Raw genomic sequence first — 19,520 nt, 5'->3', positions numbered from 1 at the left:
TATTAAAGAAGGAGAAACCATGAATCCACAAACAATAAGCTTAACTGAATTACAAAAACACCTCGATCAAACGTGTAAAGAAAAAGGATGGGATAAAAATTCTGTTACCGAAGTATTCTTATTGTTTACCGAGGAGGTTGGCGAGTTGGCGAAAGCAATTCGCAAAGAGACGGGATTTAAGGGCGAGAAAAAGCCTGACAATCACGACAATCTGCGCGAGGAGTTTGCGGACGTGTTGAATTATTTGATGGAATTGGCAAATCGGTTTGACGTCAATTTGGCGGAAGTGTATTTTGAGAAGCACAAGATCAACCAGACGCGGCAGTGGAAATAATATATACTATTATTGAAAGGTGCAGATGTAATGAAATGCACGAAATAGGTATTGATATATCTGTTGTTGGCAATTATGAGTAACTTCAAAAACTTTACAGAGAAAATTAGATGCCGCGTGATTCCGATAACACGCGACCGCCGCGTGTGGCTGGACGAAAAAGTTGTCGACGATGATTCGTATTGTATGTTTATGAATGGACGATCATACGAACTCGGCGAGGAATATGATGACTTTTTGTGTGTTACGGTTGACAGTTTTGCCGAGCTAGCAGACGCTATTCTCCGCGAGTTGTACGTACGCGGATTTTCACGTCAGATTATAGACTAATCAACGAAAATCATGTTCATTTAGATTATAGCTTTATGAGCGATGACACACCTTGGACTGCTTGGCATAATGTTGATGCGATAGTTAAGGGTGATATTACTGACGAGAAGGATTATCGTCGTGACAAGACAAAACGTGGTCGGTGGATGGGCTACACTGAATTGATTCAGACTATTGGCAAGAATCAAGCTCATAAGATTTTTGAGTAGTTATAAATTAGGCCGCAGTATGTAAGGAATAATTCGCCGATAATAAGTAGGCGTGCAAGAAGCGATTTACTGTGCGTTTATACAAAAACACTGAGCTGATATAATAACACATAGTTATGACTGAAAATATCGCCATCCAGCCCCTCCCCGGCTATAAAGAAGTCAAACCCTTCGTTTATGCGGGGTTTTTCCGGTGAGCAACGAAGATTATAATGATCTCAAGGAGGCAATCGAGAAGTTGAGCCTGAGCGATTCAGCGCTGCAGTTTGAGCCGGAGAATTCGCCAGTGCTAGGCTATGGCGTGCGGATTGGTTTTCTTGGACTACTCCATATGGATATCATTCGTGAGCGGCTGGAGCGTGAGTATAATCTGGATCTGCTCGTCACTAACTTGAAAACCACGTGCGAAGCACGGGTGGGTGATACGGTAACGCTAAAGAAACTTCAAGGGCTTATACATGTCACGTAGCCAGCTAGCGCTCACCGATCAAGACTGGCATCACCTCCAGGTATTATGGGAGTATCTTTGCGTTGAGAGTCGGCTACCGGCGCGGGCGGATGCTATCGTGATCGGCGGTGCGGGAGCTATGATCGATAGTGCTGAGCGAGCGGCCGAGCTATATCATGCAAGCGTTAGTCCATGGATTGTGGTGTCGGGATTTGCTAATCCCTATCATAGGGCCACGGAAACCGAAGCGACACTGCTAGGACGACAGCTCCAACGTTTGGCGGTGCCGAACTCGGCAATCCTGTTTGAGCATCAAGCCGCCAACACCGGCGAAAATATTACTCGTTCGGCTCAGCTGCTAGCGGGGGCGACGATCCAGGTTGAGGATGTCATTTTAATTCATAAACCGTATATGACGCGTCGATTTTTGGCAACCGCCGAGGCTCAGTGGCCGCACCCGCAGCCGCGGCTATATGTGACCAGTCAGCCGACAACGTTAGAGGCATATTATCGCCTATATGAGGTAACCTATGGCAGTGCCGCCATGATGCTGACGTTAATGCTGGGTGATTATGAGCGGATAAAGACCTATCCCGATAAGGGATTTTCAACACCTCAGCCACCATCTCTCTCAGCGGACACGGCTTGGCAGGCACTCGTGGCGCGGGGATTTTTGCCGAAGGCGTAGTGAGTTAAGAATGAGTTACTATTTACAAAAATAGAATAAAATGCTATAATATAACGCATGGAGCGACTCGGTAGTATTGATCATGGCAAGGACTTTGCAAGCAGCGTAGAGGAAATTATTAATCAACCGTTGACGGTTGAAAATGTCGATACCTACGCTGAGGCTGCCTTGGATAAATTGATCCAGCTAATTAATGATATGGTACAAGTATACAACCATCAGCCAACGATTTGGCTAGACAATTCTGCTGAAAGGGAGAATGCGGTGTTTGCTTACTACGGCATAGAGCCGCTCAATGAGCTGCTTGACCATATTGCTGCCAAAGCGGAGCAGCTCATAGCTATCGATACGGCTATTGACCAGATTGAATCGACCGACCATGTCTTTGTGCCACCCGATGATAGGTCCGGACCCGACGCCGGTATGTCCGAGACGCCACACCGTGAGAGGGCGACTCGCCAACCGCGACTGAAAACACTGCTGTTTGTGTTGGCAAATGAATTTGGTATTGAGCCGAGCAGCGAAGCATTACGGATTCGTCGCGGGGAAGTAGAGACGATGATGCGCCAGGAGCCATACCATGAGGTGAATATCCCACCACTCGAGCGGACGGTGCTAATTTGTGACGCCTACGGCAACGGTACCTTTGTATTTGATACAACGCAGCTGCCAGAAGAAGAGCGGGCGAAACTGGCTACATATACGAAAACGCAGCTTGCGGGGGTGATGGAGCAATATCCAGGCTGTGGCGTATCGGTGCGCTGCGATCAGCAGTTTGTGCTACATCTGGTGGCAGCGTTAGCAAACGATATTCAGCAATCAACTGGGGTGGATACCCGGCGCGGGGGTAATTATCTAAATCCCCCTCAGGCGAGTGAAGAGGGGATGATGAATACCAATCAATTGGCAGCTAAGTTTGGAGTAGTGTATCGCACCATTGTAAGACACATCGCTGAATTGAATCAGGAGGGTTTGTTGGGATGTGTAGCTAAGCGAGATTGGTATGGAGAAGAGCAATCAATTTTTACTGAAGAGCAGGTTGAAGTAATACGAAAAAGGCTTGAGGAGAGAGGGTTGTTTACACAGCCGCCCCCAGAGGGGTATTTGACAATCACTGCTCTCGCCAAAACTGTAGATGTGACAGTGATGGCACTGATAAGGATAGCAAGAGAACTTAAAAAAGCTGGTGTCCTATCTGATGGTATACAGTGTCGTTCTGGTCAGGTGCACGAGTTCTATAGTCCGGAGCAGCAGGCAATGATTATGAGAAAAGCACAGGAGAATGGGTTATTTGCGCCTCCACCACCAGAGGGATATGTCATGATAAGTACGGCAACAAAGCGCCTTGGGGTGAGTTTGAAATTGGTGAGAGATGCCATAGATTCACTGAACCTACAGCGTGAAATCTATAGATTTGTCGCTGAAAGTGGTCAGGTGAGAATTCGTGAAGGCTTGTCACCGGAGCAAGTTGATGAGTTAGGTAAGTATCTCAGAAGTGAAGGCTATACGAAGTTGGCCCCTGAAGGGTATCGAGTAAAAAAAGAGATCATGCGTGAGTTACATTGTAGTGCCCCTCTATTTGATAGGATAGTTGATAGTTTAATAAGGAACGACCCCAATTTTGGACAGCCGTCACGATACCGTGCTAAGGGGAAAGGCGGTGGTATGAGTAAAGCGTTAGGCTATTTCTACAGCCCTGAGCAACAGGCAAAGCTTGCTGAGACGCTTAAGGAAATTCGCCAGGGTGCAACCTGCTAGCATAATATAATTGACAAATTATTAAAAAGTAGTATAATCGTGATCAATGATGGTTGATAAATATCGGGAGACACCTGACAGACCCGCTCTTGATCCGACCCTAGAAAGTGAGCTTCGCGAAGGCTATGTTTCTGCCGACAAGATGGGTCAGGTTGTAGCGAAACTTCGAAAAGAAGCACCAGACACGTTTGACGTAGCCAGCCAAATGGCGGAAGCTCTCCGTATAGCTTTGAATGAGTACGAAGATCCAAAGGAGGGCTGGAAGTCTCGGGAACGAAGTGACAGAATATTTGCAGTTTTTGACGTCATGACTAAATATGCCACTCCCGAGGAACTGGAGCAGTTACTGGTAAGTGATGCCTTTACTAGGCTAGGTAGTGAATGGCGGGATGGCAACCTGGAGATACTGGTGAAGAGGTATAGCCGCCTGGGGAATGTATACGGTTCAAAAAATCCGGCTGACGATACAAAGAGGCTGAGGCTGCTAACTCGGTATATCCTAGGTAAAACAACAGACTCAGAGGAGGTAGAATCGTCACTGCCGCTCCAGCAAAGTGCCACCAAGCCCAACTGGTATGCTGATTCGGACAGGTATCCGTATCGTTCATATATTATGTCGATACCGGTGGCTGAAAGTAAGATTGTCAACAGTCTGCCTAGTAAAGAAGAACTACGTCAGCTATCATCTTCATCACCTCGTTGGAGTGAAAGATTTGGCCTTGACGAAGCTTGGTACAATCATGATACGCAGATTAAGTTGGTTGGTAACTTTCATAAGGCACAGCTTGGGCGTCTAAGTGAATGGAAAGCAGCACTGGAGGCCGGCAGATATCCTGACTGGTTTTCGTCCTATGTGATCGATGCCTGTCCAGAACTAGGAGGGTTTAATTCGCAGACTGGAGTATTTGATGTTCGCGAAATTGGTAGCAAGAGACTTTTGCCAGAGGTAAATCCTGCGGCGCTTGAGGCGGTATATGAAATTTTGTGGAAATATAGGCCCGATGAACTGGAGGCGGCTAAGTTTGGTGAGCTGTATGGCAGGGAGGTAGTAATCCGAACAGGCCTAGGGCAAGAGCGACGTCGAGAGACTCAAGGGGAGTGGCATGAAATAATTTGTAAGTATAAGGATTCTTCCACGCCCCAAAAAAGTACAGCTGAGGAGCTGCAGACATTACTCGAGGGCCAATGTACTGGCTGGTTCCCCGGAGGCTCAGACTCCATTTATGACTTTTTGTATAAGGTTGCACTATCAAGTTACGACTCCTTTGGCCATAGAAATATCACTAAGATACTTGTATTCACAACCGGTAGATACAATATTCCTCGTATCATGATGTGTCTGGGTGAAGGTGGTGATATAAAAATGATTTTGGGGATTGACGGTGATGACTGTCGAGTTGAGTCGTGTATGACAGATGCACTGCATGAGAGAATCAGTGAATTATCTAATGGTCAGGATAAATTGGAGACCATACATACAATCAAAAAGATTGATGAGATTTGTGCCAAGCAGCAAAAGGGGGAGGACCTGTCCCTAAGGGACATCATGATGCTGTGGTTTGGGGCTGATAGTAGTGTTGGCGAAAGCTATTTTTGGAAAAACGGTGGTATCGCCACTCTGCAATCTGTGCGGGGTGAGCATAATTTTGTGGAAGACGTGAAAACTATAGTTGATCAAAGGGGTTTGGCTATTGACACACTAGGTGAGCTGATTCTTGATCGCTATATTGATCAGGCGGAGAAGCTTAAAGTATTTTTCTATGATAGGGGTGTATTCTTTACACGAGACGAACGCTATCAAAAGCACTATGGCATAGATCGACTAGATATTTATCGTAACCTCTACGGATATGGTGCTGATAGTAGCTGCATGGATGTCATCAATTGTTTGATAAAAGACGGGAAGGGTGTCGAACTATTCCGTGAATACAAGCGTTTTGCGGAGCCTTTAGTCAAGGAGATGGGCGGTGAGTTTGATGATATGTTTGGGGGTGGTAGGCTGGTTGCTGGTGACTCTATGGAGAAAGAAGAATTGTACTGGGGTGTCGAAGCAGATTTTGGTAAGTTGGCGGAAGAGGCGAGGGAGAAGAAGTGTCTACCAGGGTTTATTGAGTTTATAAGCCTAGTTAAACCACCACTAGGAAAGTTTGATATAAATGAGTTCGTGAGCGACTTGCTGTCTACAGAAGGTACTAACATTAAGATTATGTGTCAGCTAGTTGGTCAGTTTAACAACCTAAAACATGTAGGCTTAACAAGCTACAGCGACCAGCTTATCATCTGGCGATTGTGTGAGCTATACGGGCAAATCGAGCACTATCAGGACAAGTGTTTGGCAGATGTCTTGTCGAAGCGATATGACGATGAATTTTGGCGTGATATGCCGGGTAGCTTGGGCGAATATGTCAGAGCTATACGGGCAGGAATAATCAGGCCGCCACATGGACCAGTCCGTTGATGCGATCAGTTGAGCAGATAAGCGCTCAACTGATATAATGCTAGACAGTTATGACTGAAAAAATTATCGTCCAACCCCTCCCTGGCTACAAAGAAGTTAAGCCCTTTGTCTATGCGGGCTTTTTCCCGGTGTCCAACGAAGATTACAATGACCTGAAAGAGGCGATTGAAAAGTTGAGCCTGAGCGATTCGGCGCTGCAGTTTGAGCCGGAGAATTCACCAGTGTTGGGGTATGGTGTGCGGATTGGCTTTTTGGGGCTGCTACACATGGATATCATTCGCGAGCGGCTGGAGCGCGAGTATAATTTGGACCTCATCGTCACCAATCCGAGCACGGATTATCAAGTTAGTTTGACGAACGGCGAGGAGTTGGATATCAAATCGGCCAGCGAACTACCTGACCCAGCGCAGATCAAAGAAATTCGCGAGCCGTGGATTGACGGCGAAATTGTGGTGCCGCAAGATTATATCGGTGCGGTGATTCAGCTGATTGTTGCCAAGCGCGGTCGGCAGAAAAATCTCAGTTACATCGACGAGCGGGCGCTGATTTCTTTTACGGCACCGCTGGCTAATCTGCTGACGGATTTTTATGATCAACTGAAGTCGGTAACCAGTGGCTACGGCTCGTTTAATTATGAGCTAGCGGGGTACCAGCCGGAAGATTTGGTGCGGGTGGATTTTTATGTAGCGGGCGAAATGGTCGATGCGCTCAGCGTGATGTGCCACCGCTCGGAGGCACCAGGTTTGGGTCGCGAAATCGTCAAGAAATTGAAAGACGTGGTGCCGCGCCAGAGCTTTGAGGTGGCATTACAGGCAGCAATTGGCGGTAGATTCATTGCCCGCGAAAATATTGGCGCTTACCGCAAGGATGTCACCGGCTACCTCTACGGCGGCGATGTCAGCCGAAAAAAGAAACTTCTCGCCAAACAAGCTCGCGGCAAAAAGCGCATGAAACGCTTTGGCAAGGTTGACATTCCATCAGAAGCATTTATGGTGATGTTAAAGAGAGATTGATTATGAAGAAACCAATTATTTATATTGATATGGACGGTGTACTAGTCAACTTTACATCAGCCTTGACGAAAGTTCCGCCTGAGATGCTTGATAAGTTTGCGGGTGAGTATGACAATATTCCGGGTGTTTTTGCATTGATGGATCCAATGCCGGGGGCTCTTGAGGCAGTTGATAGGCTGAAGGAAAAGTATGATTTATACATTCTCTCGTCATCACCATGGGAAAATCCGACGGCGCTGGGCGATAAGCTGGCGTGGGTGAAACAGTATTTTGGCGGCGATGGGCCGGAGAATATTTTCTTTCGTAAAGTTATTTTTTCGTCGGTCAAACAGCTGAGCCGCGGTGATATCTTGATCGATGATCGGACGGCCAGGGGTGCTGCTGAGTTTGTTGGCTGGCACATTCATTTCGGTACTCCGCAGTTTCCTGATTGGCAATCAGTGCTGGACGAGTTGCTCTAGCAGCTCGGCGGCGCGCTGCTTGAAATCACCGAGCATAACCAGTATAATGGTGACAGAATCAATCAGAGGAAGGAGGGTCATATCGACCAGCTGACCGTAATCATTTTCGGTATCGACATCTCCCAAGGGATGGGGTGGCGCTGATGAAGTTGACAAAGCTATTCAAGAAGGCTCGGCTCGGCAAACGCCGTAAGGGCGAGGTATCGGATATTGACACTGAAGCATCGGTGCCGCGTCAGCGTCCGGTGGCTACCTCAGTACCCGCCGCATCTCCCACATCGCCCGCGCCACGTTTTCCTCACTCTGCGCCAGCTCCGGCTCGGCGTCATAGTATTCAGCGGCAAACTGTAGCCGCGCAGCCAGCTCGTCCTTCGGCTGCGTCTCGCGTTGTACCGCCGCAACCTTCTACTCATTTACCTCGCTCGCGTTCTACCGCTCCTCAAAAGACTCCCGCTTCCAATCCGCCGGCTAAACCTCACCCTAAAAAGCCGGCAGTCTTTCATGACATTATGCCACCGCGTGGCGTCCAGCGCTCGCGAAGCGCATCATTTACCAAGCCGTCCGTCAAGCCCCAGCCGCCGAAGCACGCCCTCTCACCATCACGCGCTTCACTGATCAAGCCCACTACTTCGGTGCCAGCTCCGGCCAAGCGTCCGCTCAACAAACTTTCTTCCGTCAAGGCTCAGCCAGTCAAGCCGCTCTCATCACATCCGCCGCACCCGCCGCTGACGAAGCCACCGCTTTCATCTCAGCCTTCGAGCCCGACTCGTCCGCTTAATCCCGTAGCCGCTGCGTCATCTCGGCGTCCAAACCAACCATCAGTTACAGCGCCCCAAGCGGCGTCCAAACCAACCACTTGCCGCCCGCATACTAGTCCTCGTGCCAGTACGCCGCATGCTGATACGCAATCGACTATCAAGCGCCCACTATCCCAGCCGCACCAACTGCCGACCCAGCCAAAATTACCGCCACAGCCAAAGGAGTTGACCCACCCGCAAGCCACCGCTCATTCCCGTGCTCACATCGCTGTGCCGTCTCGTCGCCCTCAGCTAACGCATCGTCCGCCGCATATTCGGGCGATGGACATGGTACATAGATAAGAAGTCGCAGCTGCTCCCGGAAGCTTAGGCAATAATCTGGTATAATACTCATATGTCAGATCTTGAACGTGTCATCAGGGAATACCAGCCGACCGAAGCGGCCGTAGCGCTGGTGCGAGATACTAAAATTGCGCTACTGACCGGTATTTCCGGCGCGGGCAAGGATACGATCAAAAGACGGTTGTTGCGATCGCCGTCATTTCGTGATATCGTGTCGCACACCACGCGGGAGCCACGGGCAAATAACGGTCAGCCAGAGCGCGACGGCGTCGATTATCATTTTATTGATCAAGCAACCGCACTGACCATGCTCGAGCACCATCAGTTCATTGAGGCCAAGTTCGTCCACGGCAAGGTGTATGGTACCTCGACAGCCGAGCTGCAGTTAGCGCACGACCATCAGCAAACGGCGATCACTGATATTGACGTACAGGGTGTGGCTGAGTATGAGCAATTGGCGCCGGGTTGTATCGCTATCTTTATCGTGCCGCCGGATTATCCGACATGGCTGGAGCGATTGAAGCAGCGGTACGCGACGGAAGCAGAATTTCAAACGGCCTGGCCGAAGCGCCGCCAGTCGGCCATCGCCGAGCTCAGTCACGCGCTGGAGGTGCCGTATTACCACGTGATTATCAATGATGATTTGAGCCGAGCGGTGCGAGTTTGCGGCGAAATTATTGAGCGCGGTGACGTGTTCAATCGGCGTGATGACGAGGCGCGGTTGATAGCGCGGGACCTTCTTGATTATTTGATGGGTGAGGACGCAGTCTAGATGGCGACGAAGAAGTCGTCGTTTTCGCTGAGACGACCGTTTTGGTCGTTGTCGGGGTTGCTTGACCAGATCTTTTTCTTATTAGCCGGTGCGGCGTCGTTCTGGCTGGCGTGGCTCGTGTGGCGCGAGGGTTGGCATTCGGGCGGCTGGTGGATGGTTGGGCTGTTTGTGGTGGTGTGGCTGATTACGGCTTACCTGGCACTGCCGCGGCTGCATCGTATCCTGAGCAGCTTGTACGTACCGAATTATTTCATCGGGCGGACACGGACGGCGGACGGACTGCTGGGTGATCCTGTCAATCTGGCTCTGCGCGGCTCGGAGGCACAGGTCCATCAAGCGATGACCGCGGCTGGCTGGACGTTAGCGGAGGAAATAACCGTGCGTTCATCATGGCGGATGATGGTGGCAATATTGACGCGGCGTAGCTATCCGCAGGCGCCGGTCTCATCACTGTTTTTATTTGGTCGGCGGCAGGACTTTACCTACCAGCAGGAGGTTGATGGCAATCCCGGCAAGCGCCATCACGTGCGTTTCTGGCGTTGTCCACAAGGCTGGCTGCTGCCGGGCGGTCACCGAGTGGACTGGCTGGCGGCGGGCACGTACGACAGAAGTGTCGGTTTTAGTCTATTTACTCTGCAAATCACTCATAAGATTGATGAGAATACTGACATCGAGCGGGATTATATCGTCCAGTCGGCTTTGAAAGCGCGCGCCTCGATCGAGGTGACCACCTTGAAAGATTTTTCCACCGGGTATCATTCGCGCAACGGCGGCGGCGACACCATTCAGACCGATGGCGATCTGCCAGTGCTTGAGGTCGGGCGAGTGCGCGCCAACAAGTCATTGATAGAGGAGCGCGACGAGGTGATTCTCGATGCTACTTCGCACGAGGTGATGCCAGTAGCACACGACACATTGATACAGCAATTTTGGAGTCGGCGGCCGCCACAGATTGCGTTTGGCGTGGTGGCAATGTTTGCGGCGCTGGCGGTCAGTATCATCAACACTGTTGTTGAGTTACTTGCGATTGACCAATTTCATAGCCAGACGGTGGCTGAACTGATGATGGATGGTCAGGTGAATGACGCGGCGGTGATTGCCAATTGGCTGATTGGTTCGTCGATTATCATTGGCGTGGTGTGGGTGATTACGACCATCGTGCTGGTGAGCCGGACATTTAGCGGTAGCAATCGATTGCGGCTGGTATTGATGATGATATCCGGGCTGGCAGTTATCGCTAATTCATTCACGTTGACCATCGGCAAGATAACCTGGTCGACAGCCAGTACGCTGCTGTTCATTGGGCTGAATATTGTAGCGGTGCTGATGTTTTCGTCAGATGCTGCCAGGCGATTTACGCGAGCGCGTAGCCAAGCCAGGCGCGCGGCAAGGTCGCATTAGCACTCGCCTTGCAAGAGTGCTAAATGTGCGATATAATAGGAGTATGACCGAACGTCAACAGGCGATTTTAGCTGCCATTATTGAGCAATACGCCGAAATTGCGGCGCCAGTTGGCAGCGTGACGCTAGCCAAGTTGTTTGGCGTGTCCAGCGCTACGATTCGCAGCGAAATGGCCAAGCTCGAGGAGATGGGATTTATTGAAGCGCCGCATACTAGCGCTGGTCGAATTCCTACGGATAAGGGCTACCGGTTGTACGTCAATGGCATCACCGATGCCCAGATGACGGAGCTGCCGAGCGGCATCGATCGCAGTGCGAGAGCGATCGAAGCGCATGTTAACTCGCACGTTGATACGTCTGATCGAGCGATTCGTAGTGCTGTCGATAGCCTGGTTGAATTGACTGGTAATTTTGGTTTCGCCTCGTTTGGTGATCATCTATATATGAATGGTATGACGCAGTTGTTTAGCCAGCCGGAGTTTGTCGAGGGTGATCACGTGCAAGCGATTGCCAGGTTGATTGATAATATTGAGCCGTGGCTACGTGAAGCGGCACCGAACCACCCGCTCAATGTGTTTATCGGCAGCGAAAATCCGATTGGTAAAAGTTCTGGAGCAACGTTGATTATTAGTAGGTTTTGTTCAAAGTTTAGTAATAATAGTTACATCGGCGTGATCGGTCCGACGCGGCAGAATTACCGTCGAACGATGGAGCTGGTTAGGCGAACCGGTGCGATGTTGGAGGAGGTATTGTAATGGCTGAATGGATTGGCGGACTACTGAGCGGCTTGCCAACGTGGCTAGTGGTGATTATTTTGATTATTATTTTCATGGCTATGATCGCGTTCTTTCCCTGCACATATGGCGACGAGCCGTTTTGGCCGTTTAGAAGGAGGAAAAAATGACGAAGAGTAAGGCTAAAAAAGCTGAAGATTTGGAGCAGCAGTTGGGCGAGTTAACGCTGGATTTGCAGCGGACGCGGGCGGATTTTGAGAATTATCGCAAGCGTGTGGAGACAGAAAAACAGTCAGCGCACCAAATGGGTCAGGCCAAGTCGGTGATGAAATTATTACCGGTGATTGATACGATTGAGCGGGCGATTGTTAACGTACCAGAGGAATTGCAGGATAACGCGTGGGCGAGAGGCGTGGCTGGCCTGGGTAAACAACTCGACAAGCAACTCAAGGAAATCGGTCTCGAGAAAATTAACGCTAAACCCGGCACATTATTTAACCCTGAGCTGCACCAAGCCGTTCAATTTGACGGAGAAGCAGAAGGCGACAAAGAAGTTGTTGCTGAGGAACTACGTGCTGGCTATACACTAGACGGCGTAGTGATTCGCGACGCGATGGTTAAGGTGACGCGCCAGTCATCGGAATCAACGCGGGCGGATGTCAAAGAAAATACTGACGCATCAGAGAAATAATTAGTCGTCACAAAATGAATTAGCACTCTTGACATGGGAGTGCTAATTATTTATACTGAAATAGTTGGCACTCGATGCAAAAGAGTGCTAAAATGAATATAAGAAAAACCAGATGTGATCATAACAAAGAAAGGGGAATCATATGGGTAAAATTATCGGAATTGACCTCGGTACAACCAACAGCGCCTTTGCGTATATGTTGGCGGGCAAGCCAGAAGTTATCGCTAACGCTGAGGGTAATCGTACGACGCCATCAGTGGTAGCGATTAATAAAAAGGGCGAACGCTTGGTCGGACAAGTGGCGCAGCGTCAGCGTGTGACTAATCCAAAGAACACAATTTATGGTGTCAAGCGCTTTATTGGCCGTAAGTTTGATGACAAAGAAGTCCAAAAAGACCGTGGCCTCATGCCGTTTAAGATCGTCAAGAAAGGTGCGGGTGTGGCCGTGGAAATGGGCGGCAAGGAATACACGCCAGAAGAAGTCTCAGCCATGATCCTCGGCAAAATCAAGGCCGACGCCGAGGCGTTCCTCGGCGAAAAAGTCACCGAAGCCGTCATCACCGTGCCGGCTTACTTTGACGATTCGCAGCGCCAAGCTACCAAAGACGCTGGTAAAATTGCTGGACTGGAAGTCAAGCGTATCATTAATGAGCCAACGGCAGCTGCTCTGGCGTACGGCCTGGAAAAAGGCAAAAATGACGAAACCATCGTGGTGTTTGACCTTGGTGGCGGTACCTTTGACGTTTCCGTCCTGGAGCTTGGTGACGGCGTGTTTGAAGTGAAAGCGACCAATGGCGACACTCACCTGGGCGGTGAAGACTTTGATAACGTCATCGTTAACTACTTCCTTGATGACTTTAAGTCTAAAGAAGGTATTGACCTACGCAAAGACAATGCAGCCATGCAGCGCCTGAAGGATGAAGCGGAAAAGGCCAAGAAAGAACTATCGACAGTCACTGAATACGAAGTCAATATTCCGTTTATCACCGCTGATGCTGACGGGCCAAAGCACTTTGAGTTGAGCCTGACACGGGCCAAGTTGGAAGATTTGGTGAAAGATCTGTTGGCGCGCCTTGACGGCCCAGTTGAAAAAGCACTCAAAGACGCCAAACTCTCTAAATCAGACATCCAAAATGTTGTCATGGTTGGTGGCATGACCCGCATGCCAGCAGTGGTCGAGCGGGTGAAGAAGTTGTTCGGCAAAGACCCGATGCAGGGCGTCAATCCAGACGAAGTGGTGGCTGTTGGTGCAGCTATCCAGGGTGGTGTGCTGGCTGGCGATGTCAAGGATGTGCTGCTACTGGACGTGACGCCATTGAGCCTTGGTATCGAGACGATGGGCGGCGTGTCGACCAAGCTGATCGAGCGTAACACCACCGTGCCGACCAGCAAGTCGGAAGTATTCTCGACCGCCGCTGACAATCAGCCGCAAGTGGAGATCCACGTCTTGCAGGGTGAGCGCGAATTTGCCAATGACAACAAGAGTTTGGGTCGCTTTGTGCTTGATGGTATCGCACCAGCACCGCGCGGTGTGCCGCAGATTGAAGTGACGTTTAACATCGACGCCAACGGTATCCTTAATGTTACTGCTAAAGATAAAGGCACTGGCAAGGAGCAATCAATCACCATCCAAAACTCTGGCAACATGAGCAAGGAAGATATCGAAAAAGCCCAGAAAGAAGCTGAGCTGCACGCTGACGAGGACAAGAAAAAGCGCGAGACCGTTGATGCTAAAAACCAGCTGGAAAACGCCATCTACCAGGCAAAGAAAATGCCGGATGAGTTCAAAGATAAGATTTCTGACGACGACAAGAAAGCGATTGACGAAGCGGTCAAGGAAGCGGAAAAGCACAAAGACGCTGACGACAAAGATGAGCTAGAAGCAGCAGCTAAAGCCTTGCAGGACGCCATCATGCCAATCGGTGCCAAAATGTACCAGCAAGCCGCTGAGGACAAAAAGGCTGATGAGTCTAAGGACGACAAAAAATCTGACAAGGACGAACCAGTCGAAGGCGAAGTGGTTGACGAGAAGTAGTCTCGGCGCCAACTCATAACAAAACTACCCCCGATAGAAGGGGGTAGTTTTATATTCTCGTGGACTCAGCGCATACTATCTGTTACCGGTTAATTGTCTGCGGCTAATGTGAAAGAGCCGCACTCTCCAGCAAATCACTATACGAGCCAACCACTAAATCCGTATCCTGGATACTAAGTTCACGCATGTAGTGTGAGCATTGTTGCTCCAGCTGCTCGGCGTTTCGTTTGCCGTCGGTATCGATGGCTTCAATTTCGACAAAATTCCCGAGACCCTTAACAGTGTCGATATGAAACTTGACATTGTCGATGAAGTAAATTTCGCGCTGCTTATCGACAACCACACGTACACCGAGTGCCGCCGTCAGCACCTCGCCGATGGTCGAGTCCGGCGCAACTGGCGATAGGTTGATAGTCGATTGTTTCGGCCCATTGGTATCGGCCCGCCGATAAAAGATAAGGTTATTTTCGATCGGTCCTTGACGTAGCTTCAGGCGCCCTTTGGGCACATCAAAATATGTGTCAATTTGATGGTCAGTCCCCTTAAAGTCCGCGCCGTGCTCACGTAGATATTGGCGCACCGACTCTTGATCCGCGCACCGGGCCTTGATTTCTGAATTGATAATTGCTGTCTGTTTCATAACACCTCCTATATTTTAAGTATACCACGGGCGAGGCTAGCACTCTTGCATGTCGAGTGCTAAAAGCGTATAATGAACATATATGAGTAAGCGCGATTATTATGAAGTGTTAGGTGTGTCGAAAACCGCTTCTGAGGATGAGATTAAGAAGGCTTTTCGTAAAGCAGCGGTGAAGTACCATCCTGACAAAGAAGGCGGCGATGAAGCTAAATTCAAAGAGGTTAACGAGGCATATGAAGTCCTAAAAGACAAGCAAAAGCGCCAGCGCTACGACCAGTTCGGTCATGCGGGTGTCGGCGGCGCAGCAGGCGGTGGCTTTGGCGGCAATCCATTCGAAGGATTTGGTGGCTTTGGTGGGCAAAACGTGCAGTTCGACTTTGGTGGCGATGGCGGCATGTTTGGCGATATTTTTAGCCAATTTTTTGGTGGCAGCGCGACTAGTTCACGGGGTGGTGCGCGGCGCGGTCGTGATGTTGAAACTAGCGTGACGCTAACCTTTGAGGAAGCGGTGTTTGGCGCAGAAAAGAAGTTGAATATAACGCTCGATGCTGAGTGTGAGCATTGTCATGGCGATGGCGTCGAGCCAGGTCATAGCTTAAAAACCTGTGATGATTGCAAGGGCTCCGGTCAGCAGACTCGCGTCATGAACTCGATTTTTGGACAAATTCAGCAAGCAGTCACCTGCCCGACCTGTCACGGCCGTGGCAAGATCCCAGAGCAAAACTGTTCAGTCTGTGGCGGCAAGGGTACGACTCGCCAGCGCCAGGAGATTACCGTCAAGATCCCGGCGGGGATTGATGATGGCGCGACTATTCGCTTGCGTGAGCGCGGCGAAGCTGTTCAGGGCGGCCCACGTGGCGATCTATACGTTCACATTCGCGTTAAAGCCCATAAGAAGTTCACGCGTGAAGGCGATATCATCCTTTCAGAAGAGCATATCTCAATGGTTGATGCGGCATTGGGAACGGAAATTGATGTTGAAACCGTGGACGGTATGGTGCGGATGAAAATCCCAGCCGGCACCCAGTCGGGGACTGATTTTAAGTTGTCAGGCCACGGCGTGCCACATCTGAGAAATGATGAACGCGGCCCGCACATTGTCGGCGTCATCGTTGATACGCCAACCAAACTGAGCAGGAAGCAGCGAGAACTCTTAGAGCAGTTTGATGGCGCAAAGAAGCGTGGTCTGTTTTCGTAGCAAATTCCTCCATAAAAAGTTTTCTCGTGCTATACTAAATTTAGCATAAGGGGAATTAAGCATGGAATTGATTTTTCTGTTAGTAATTGCCATCGTGATAATTAAAGTGGCGCAGAGAGGCAATAATCGGCTGCCCCGTCAATCCGATGATTATCAACGTGGCTATTGGGACGGCGTGCGTGATGCACAGAACGGCCGTGCGAAAATTGAAGAAGATAGTGATGGCCAAGCCAAGCTTATTACCGGGAAACAAGCTACAGCCTCACAGCCTACCGACCCTGCCTTAACTAGCGACGAAGGGGAAGAGCCGAGTGATTCATCGGTTATTGATGCTGTGCCAATTGAAGAAAATACGGATATTCCTGATGAAAAGACGCAGATTATCAAGTGGCTATCTCCAGCCAGTAATAAAGATAAAGAGAAAAATCGTCAAACTACCATCAATGTGGCGCTCTATACGGCATCATTATTGCTGACCGCCGGTATATTATTATTGGCACAAACGATTGAACTTTCGGCACAGCTCAGGTTTAGTCTGGTCTGGCTGTTTATTTTTGTCTATTATGCCACTGGCCAGGTGTTGTACGCCCGCTTGCCGATCTTAAAGCCAGCCTCAACGGCGTTTATTGGTACGGCGTTGGCTGCTGTGCCGATCGGCGGCTGGAGCATGTATTTGCTTTTGGGGATTGATCCAGCACTGTGCTGGCTTGTTACCTCCTTCATCGGTACTTTCCTATGCGTTGATGCTACGGTCAGGCTCAATAGCCAGCCGCTCGCCTATATTTCGCTGCTGTCGATGTTTACGATGACGACCAGCTTGCCGGCTGTTATGCATGCTCAGTTGGTGTGGTATTATGCTGCGGTGCTATTGTTCGGATGCCTGATGACCTTGACTGCGTATTTTTCTAATCATTTTCCGCGCCAATTCACCGAGCCGTTGACGCTAGTTAATCCATTTATCGTTCCGTCTACTTTGCTTCTCGCTATCGGTTCGTCGGTGCATATGGGAACGCTTGACGTCAGTATGCTGCTGCTCATCAGCGTTATATATTATTTTACTGTGGCTATTGTCGAGAAATCAAAAAAGATGCGCACGTATGAACTAACGACGGCGCGCGTGCTGCTGATGGCGGCGACTGCTAGTTTTACTATGTATCTGTCAAATAATGATGGTCTGGCCACGGGTATAGCGCTGGGGCTAGCGGCGCTTGGTAATATGATTTGGTCTATTGGCTCGATGCATGTCCAAAAGCAGCCCGACAAGCAGCACGAAATAGTGCTGTGGATTAGTTTTGTTGCGTCGCTGGTTGCTGTATCGACTATAGCTGGCGTCGAAAGTCCGCTAAGAGACATAATTATATTTATCCTGCTAAGTATGATATCGGCAGTGAGTTTTATGGCACTTTCATTGCTGCGCCGCGCCCGTTTTGGCGGTATGGTAGTAATGTCTGGAATTTTGTTAGTGCCGGCTGGCGTCAGGCTATTTGGCCTTGACCCCATAACAGCCCTGCATACACATTACTCTATCTTTATGCTTATGGCTTTCCTGCCAGTTGTCTGCCGATTATTGGTTTTGAAACGTCCAAATATTACTAAAAGTCAAGCAATATTAGTGTACGGTGCTGCGGCCGCTTGGTGGTTAATGACGGTGTTTATAGCCTTAGCTTTTTTGAATGCTTATCCAGTGGGAGAAGGTATGCTGTATCTGTCAGACTCGGTGGCGGTTGCCGCTATTATCATGGGTATTGCCGCGTGGCGTGAAAAAGTCTACGGTTTAGTGATTGGTATTCATGTCTCTCTACTTTTGATAGCACTGCTGATAGCTTCTTATTTCAAGCTGGCTGGCGAAAATCTTGCTATTTTGATGGCGTGGCTGAACGGTTTGTCGTTGCTGTTATTAGTAGAGTGGCTGTACAATTACCGCAAAGAGGCGGCGGTTAAGTGCCGCGAATTGTTGCTATATTCTGCCATTGGAGCGGCTGGTGTCATTATCTTTTCGTCTATTCATCCGGCAGTTTGGCTGCCGTTAGCAGCGCTGCTGTATTATGCGTTTTATCGGTGGCGTGAAGATGGTTATCTGGGCGGAGCATACTTGGCGACGATTGCTTTGGTGTTGCTGTTCTTGCATTGGCTACGCGTGCCGCTAAGCGACAATTTCACCATCACCGCTTGGGTGGCGCTCGTTGGCTTCGGGGTAGTATATTGGTCGTTGGCGATGAATAAGCGAGCGTCAATCACTAGCGATATGACGCTGCTGGCTGCTACGGTACCAGCGGTGATATTACCGATGATAAATTTGTCGACGGCATATGAATTGCCGTTCAAAATCTTGGGCTGGCTGGCAGCTGTCGCGGCACTTTATATGGCAGTATATGCCAAGCGGGATTGGCGGCCGATGGCGATATTGGCGCATCCAAGTTTGGTATTGTTATTCTACCTAACTGCGCAATGGCTCGGCGTTAAGCTTGAGTTCATGTCGATCGTTTCGCTGATTATCTTTGCGGTGTTTTATGGCGTCGCCGTGGCTATGCGAACCAAGAAATTATCAGTTTATTGGTATTATGCATCATTTTGGAGCGCTATCGGTTGGTCGATGACTTTACTGCTGATGGCCATGCCAGCCAGTGTCGCAACCGAGGCGGTGCTGCTAGTAACACTAACGTGGGCGGTCAATGGCAGCGCCCTGATAGCTGAGGGGTTGCCGAAGAAGAATATTCTATACTTCGACTCGGGTGTTCTTTTGGTGTTGTGTGGTATTTTATTTGCTATTCATATGCTAATTGCGCCTGTTCATGACATAGTGGTGCCATACCTGTGTTCAGCAGCAATTCTTTCAGGGGCGGTGATGTCGTGGCGCTGGCTAGGGTATGCTCATATATACACCATTGCGCATTTAGTGCTGGCGCTCGCTGTGTTCAGCTTATCGACCCTTGTCCTGGCGCTAAGGGGAGATAATGCTATGGAAATATTGTTCCTGGTCGAGCATTCGCTGATGGTTATCATCGGCTTAGCACTTGGCAAGCGGCTTATCAGTATGTGGGGTGCTGTCGGCGTGACGTTGGCTTTAATTTATCTGCTGTCAGGCTATGCTTATGCGCTTATTCTAGCTGGGCTAGCTATAATAGCGGCAGTGATAGTTGTGGTGGTAAGGGGACAGCGGGGCAAACAGAAATAACTTAAGAGTGTTATTACAACGTCGTCGACATTTGTTGTATGATGACTAAGCTAATCAAAACGTAGGGGCGATTGCT

Annotated in this window: 16 protein-coding genes and 1 pseudogene; 16 read left to right on the top strand and 1 reads right to left on the bottom strand. The window is 49.6% G+C overall.

Annotated features, from left to right (window positions below; translation table 11 throughout):
* The first annotated feature begins 19 nt into the window (after positions 1-19).
* The 14 genes and pseudogenes from FBF27_03920 to dnaK all read left to right on the top strand — a co-directional run bounded on the left by FBF27_03920 (position 20) and on the right by dnaK (position 14,431).
* Positions 20-334, top strand: coding sequence for an RS21-C6 protein (locus FBF27_03920; GenBank protein ID QJU09533.1), 315 nt, complete (start codon positions 20-22; stop codon positions 332-334).
* Positions 335-451: 117 nt separating this feature from the next.
* The gene (locus FBF27_03915) at positions 452-664 is read left to right on the top strand and encodes a hypothetical protein (GenBank protein QJU09532.1); all 213 of its coding nucleotides are present in this window, start codon (positions 452-454) and stop codon (positions 662-664) included.
* 325 nt (positions 665-989) lie between these two features.
* Positions 990-1,264, top strand: a pseudogene (locus tag FBF27_03910) (GTP-binding protein LepA).
* A 67-nt stretch (positions 1,265-1,331) separates the two neighbouring features.
* Complete coding sequence (locus tag FBF27_03905) at positions 1,332-2,009, top strand: YdcF family protein (protein QJU09531.1); 678 nt, start codon at positions 1,332-1,334, stop codon at positions 2,007-2,009.
* 57 nt (positions 2,010-2,066) lie between these two features.
* Entirely contained in the window at positions 2,067-3,767 is a 1,701-nt protein-coding gene (locus tag FBF27_03900; GenBank protein ID QJU09530.1) for a hypothetical protein, read from the top strand.
* A 46-nt stretch (positions 3,768-3,813) separates the two neighbouring features.
* Complete coding sequence (locus tag FBF27_03895; GenBank protein QJU09529.1) at positions 3,814-6,225, top strand: hypothetical protein; 2,412 nt, start codon at positions 3,814-3,816, stop codon at positions 6,223-6,225.
* A gap of 50 nt (positions 6,226-6,275) precedes the next feature.
* Entirely contained in the window at positions 6,276-7,238 is a 963-nt protein-coding gene (locus FBF27_03890; protein ID QJU09528.1) for a GTP-binding protein LepA, read from the top strand.
* Between the two features lie 2 nt (positions 7,239-7,240).
* A complete protein-coding gene (locus tag FBF27_03885) occupies positions 7,241-7,699 on the top strand; it encodes a hypothetical protein (protein ID QJU09527.1) in 459 nt (152 codons plus the stop codon).
* Positions 7,700-7,842: 143 nt separating this feature from the next.
* Positions 7,843-8,799, top strand: a complete 957-nt coding sequence (locus tag FBF27_03880; GenBank protein ID QJU09526.1) for a hypothetical protein — start codon at positions 7,843-7,845, stop codon at positions 8,797-8,799.
* A gap of 52 nt (positions 8,800-8,851) precedes the next feature.
* Entirely contained in the window at positions 8,852-9,571 is a 720-nt protein-coding gene (locus tag FBF27_03875) for a hypothetical protein (protein QJU09525.1), read from the top strand.
* A complete protein-coding gene (locus FBF27_03870) occupies positions 9,572-10,972 on the top strand; it encodes a hypothetical protein (GenBank protein QJU09524.1) in 1,401 nt (466 codons plus the stop codon).
* Between the two features lie 43 nt (positions 10,973-11,015).
* Positions 11,016-11,726, top strand: coding sequence for a transcriptional regulator (locus FBF27_03865; GenBank protein QJU09523.1), 711 nt, complete (start codon positions 11,016-11,018; stop codon positions 11,724-11,726).
* Positions 11,727-11,871: 145 nt separating this feature from the next.
* A complete protein-coding gene (locus FBF27_03860; GenBank protein ID QJU09522.1) occupies positions 11,872-12,396 on the top strand; it encodes a nucleotide exchange factor GrpE in 525 nt (174 codons plus the stop codon).
* A 142-nt stretch (positions 12,397-12,538) separates the two neighbouring features.
* Positions 12,539-14,431, top strand: coding sequence for a molecular chaperone DnaK (gene dnaK / locus FBF27_03855; protein ID QJU09521.1), 1,893 nt, complete (start codon positions 12,539-12,541; stop codon positions 14,429-14,431).
* 103 nt (positions 14,432-14,534) lie between these two features.
* Here dnaK and FBF27_03850 read toward each other — a convergent pair whose 3' ends face one another.
* The gene (locus tag FBF27_03850) at positions 14,535-15,071 is read right to left on the bottom strand and encodes a CYTH domain-containing protein (GenBank protein QJU09520.1); all 537 of its coding nucleotides are present in this window, start codon (positions 15,069-15,071) and stop codon (positions 14,535-14,537) included.
* A gap of 82 nt (positions 15,072-15,153) precedes the next feature.
* Between FBF27_03850 and dnaJ the strand changes: the two genes are divergently transcribed.
* Both dnaJ and FBF27_03840 read left to right on the top strand, forming a co-directional pair.
* Positions 15,154-16,269, top strand: coding sequence for a molecular chaperone DnaJ (dnaJ, locus tag FBF27_03845; protein ID QJU09519.1), 1,116 nt, complete (start codon positions 15,154-15,156; stop codon positions 16,267-16,269).
* A gap of 61 nt (positions 16,270-16,330) precedes the next feature.
* A complete protein-coding gene (locus FBF27_03840; GenBank protein QJU09518.1) occupies positions 16,331-19,444 on the top strand; it encodes a hypothetical protein in 3,114 nt (1,037 codons plus the stop codon).
* The last annotated feature ends 76 nt before the right edge of the window (positions 19,445-19,520 follow it).

The organism is Candidatus Saccharibacteria bacterium oral taxon 488 (assembly GCA_013100805.1).
GTDB lineage: Bacteria > Patescibacteriota > Saccharimonadia > Saccharimonadales > Saccharimonadaceae > Nanosynbacter.
This window is presented reverse-complemented; position numbering and strand designations above follow the sequence as displayed.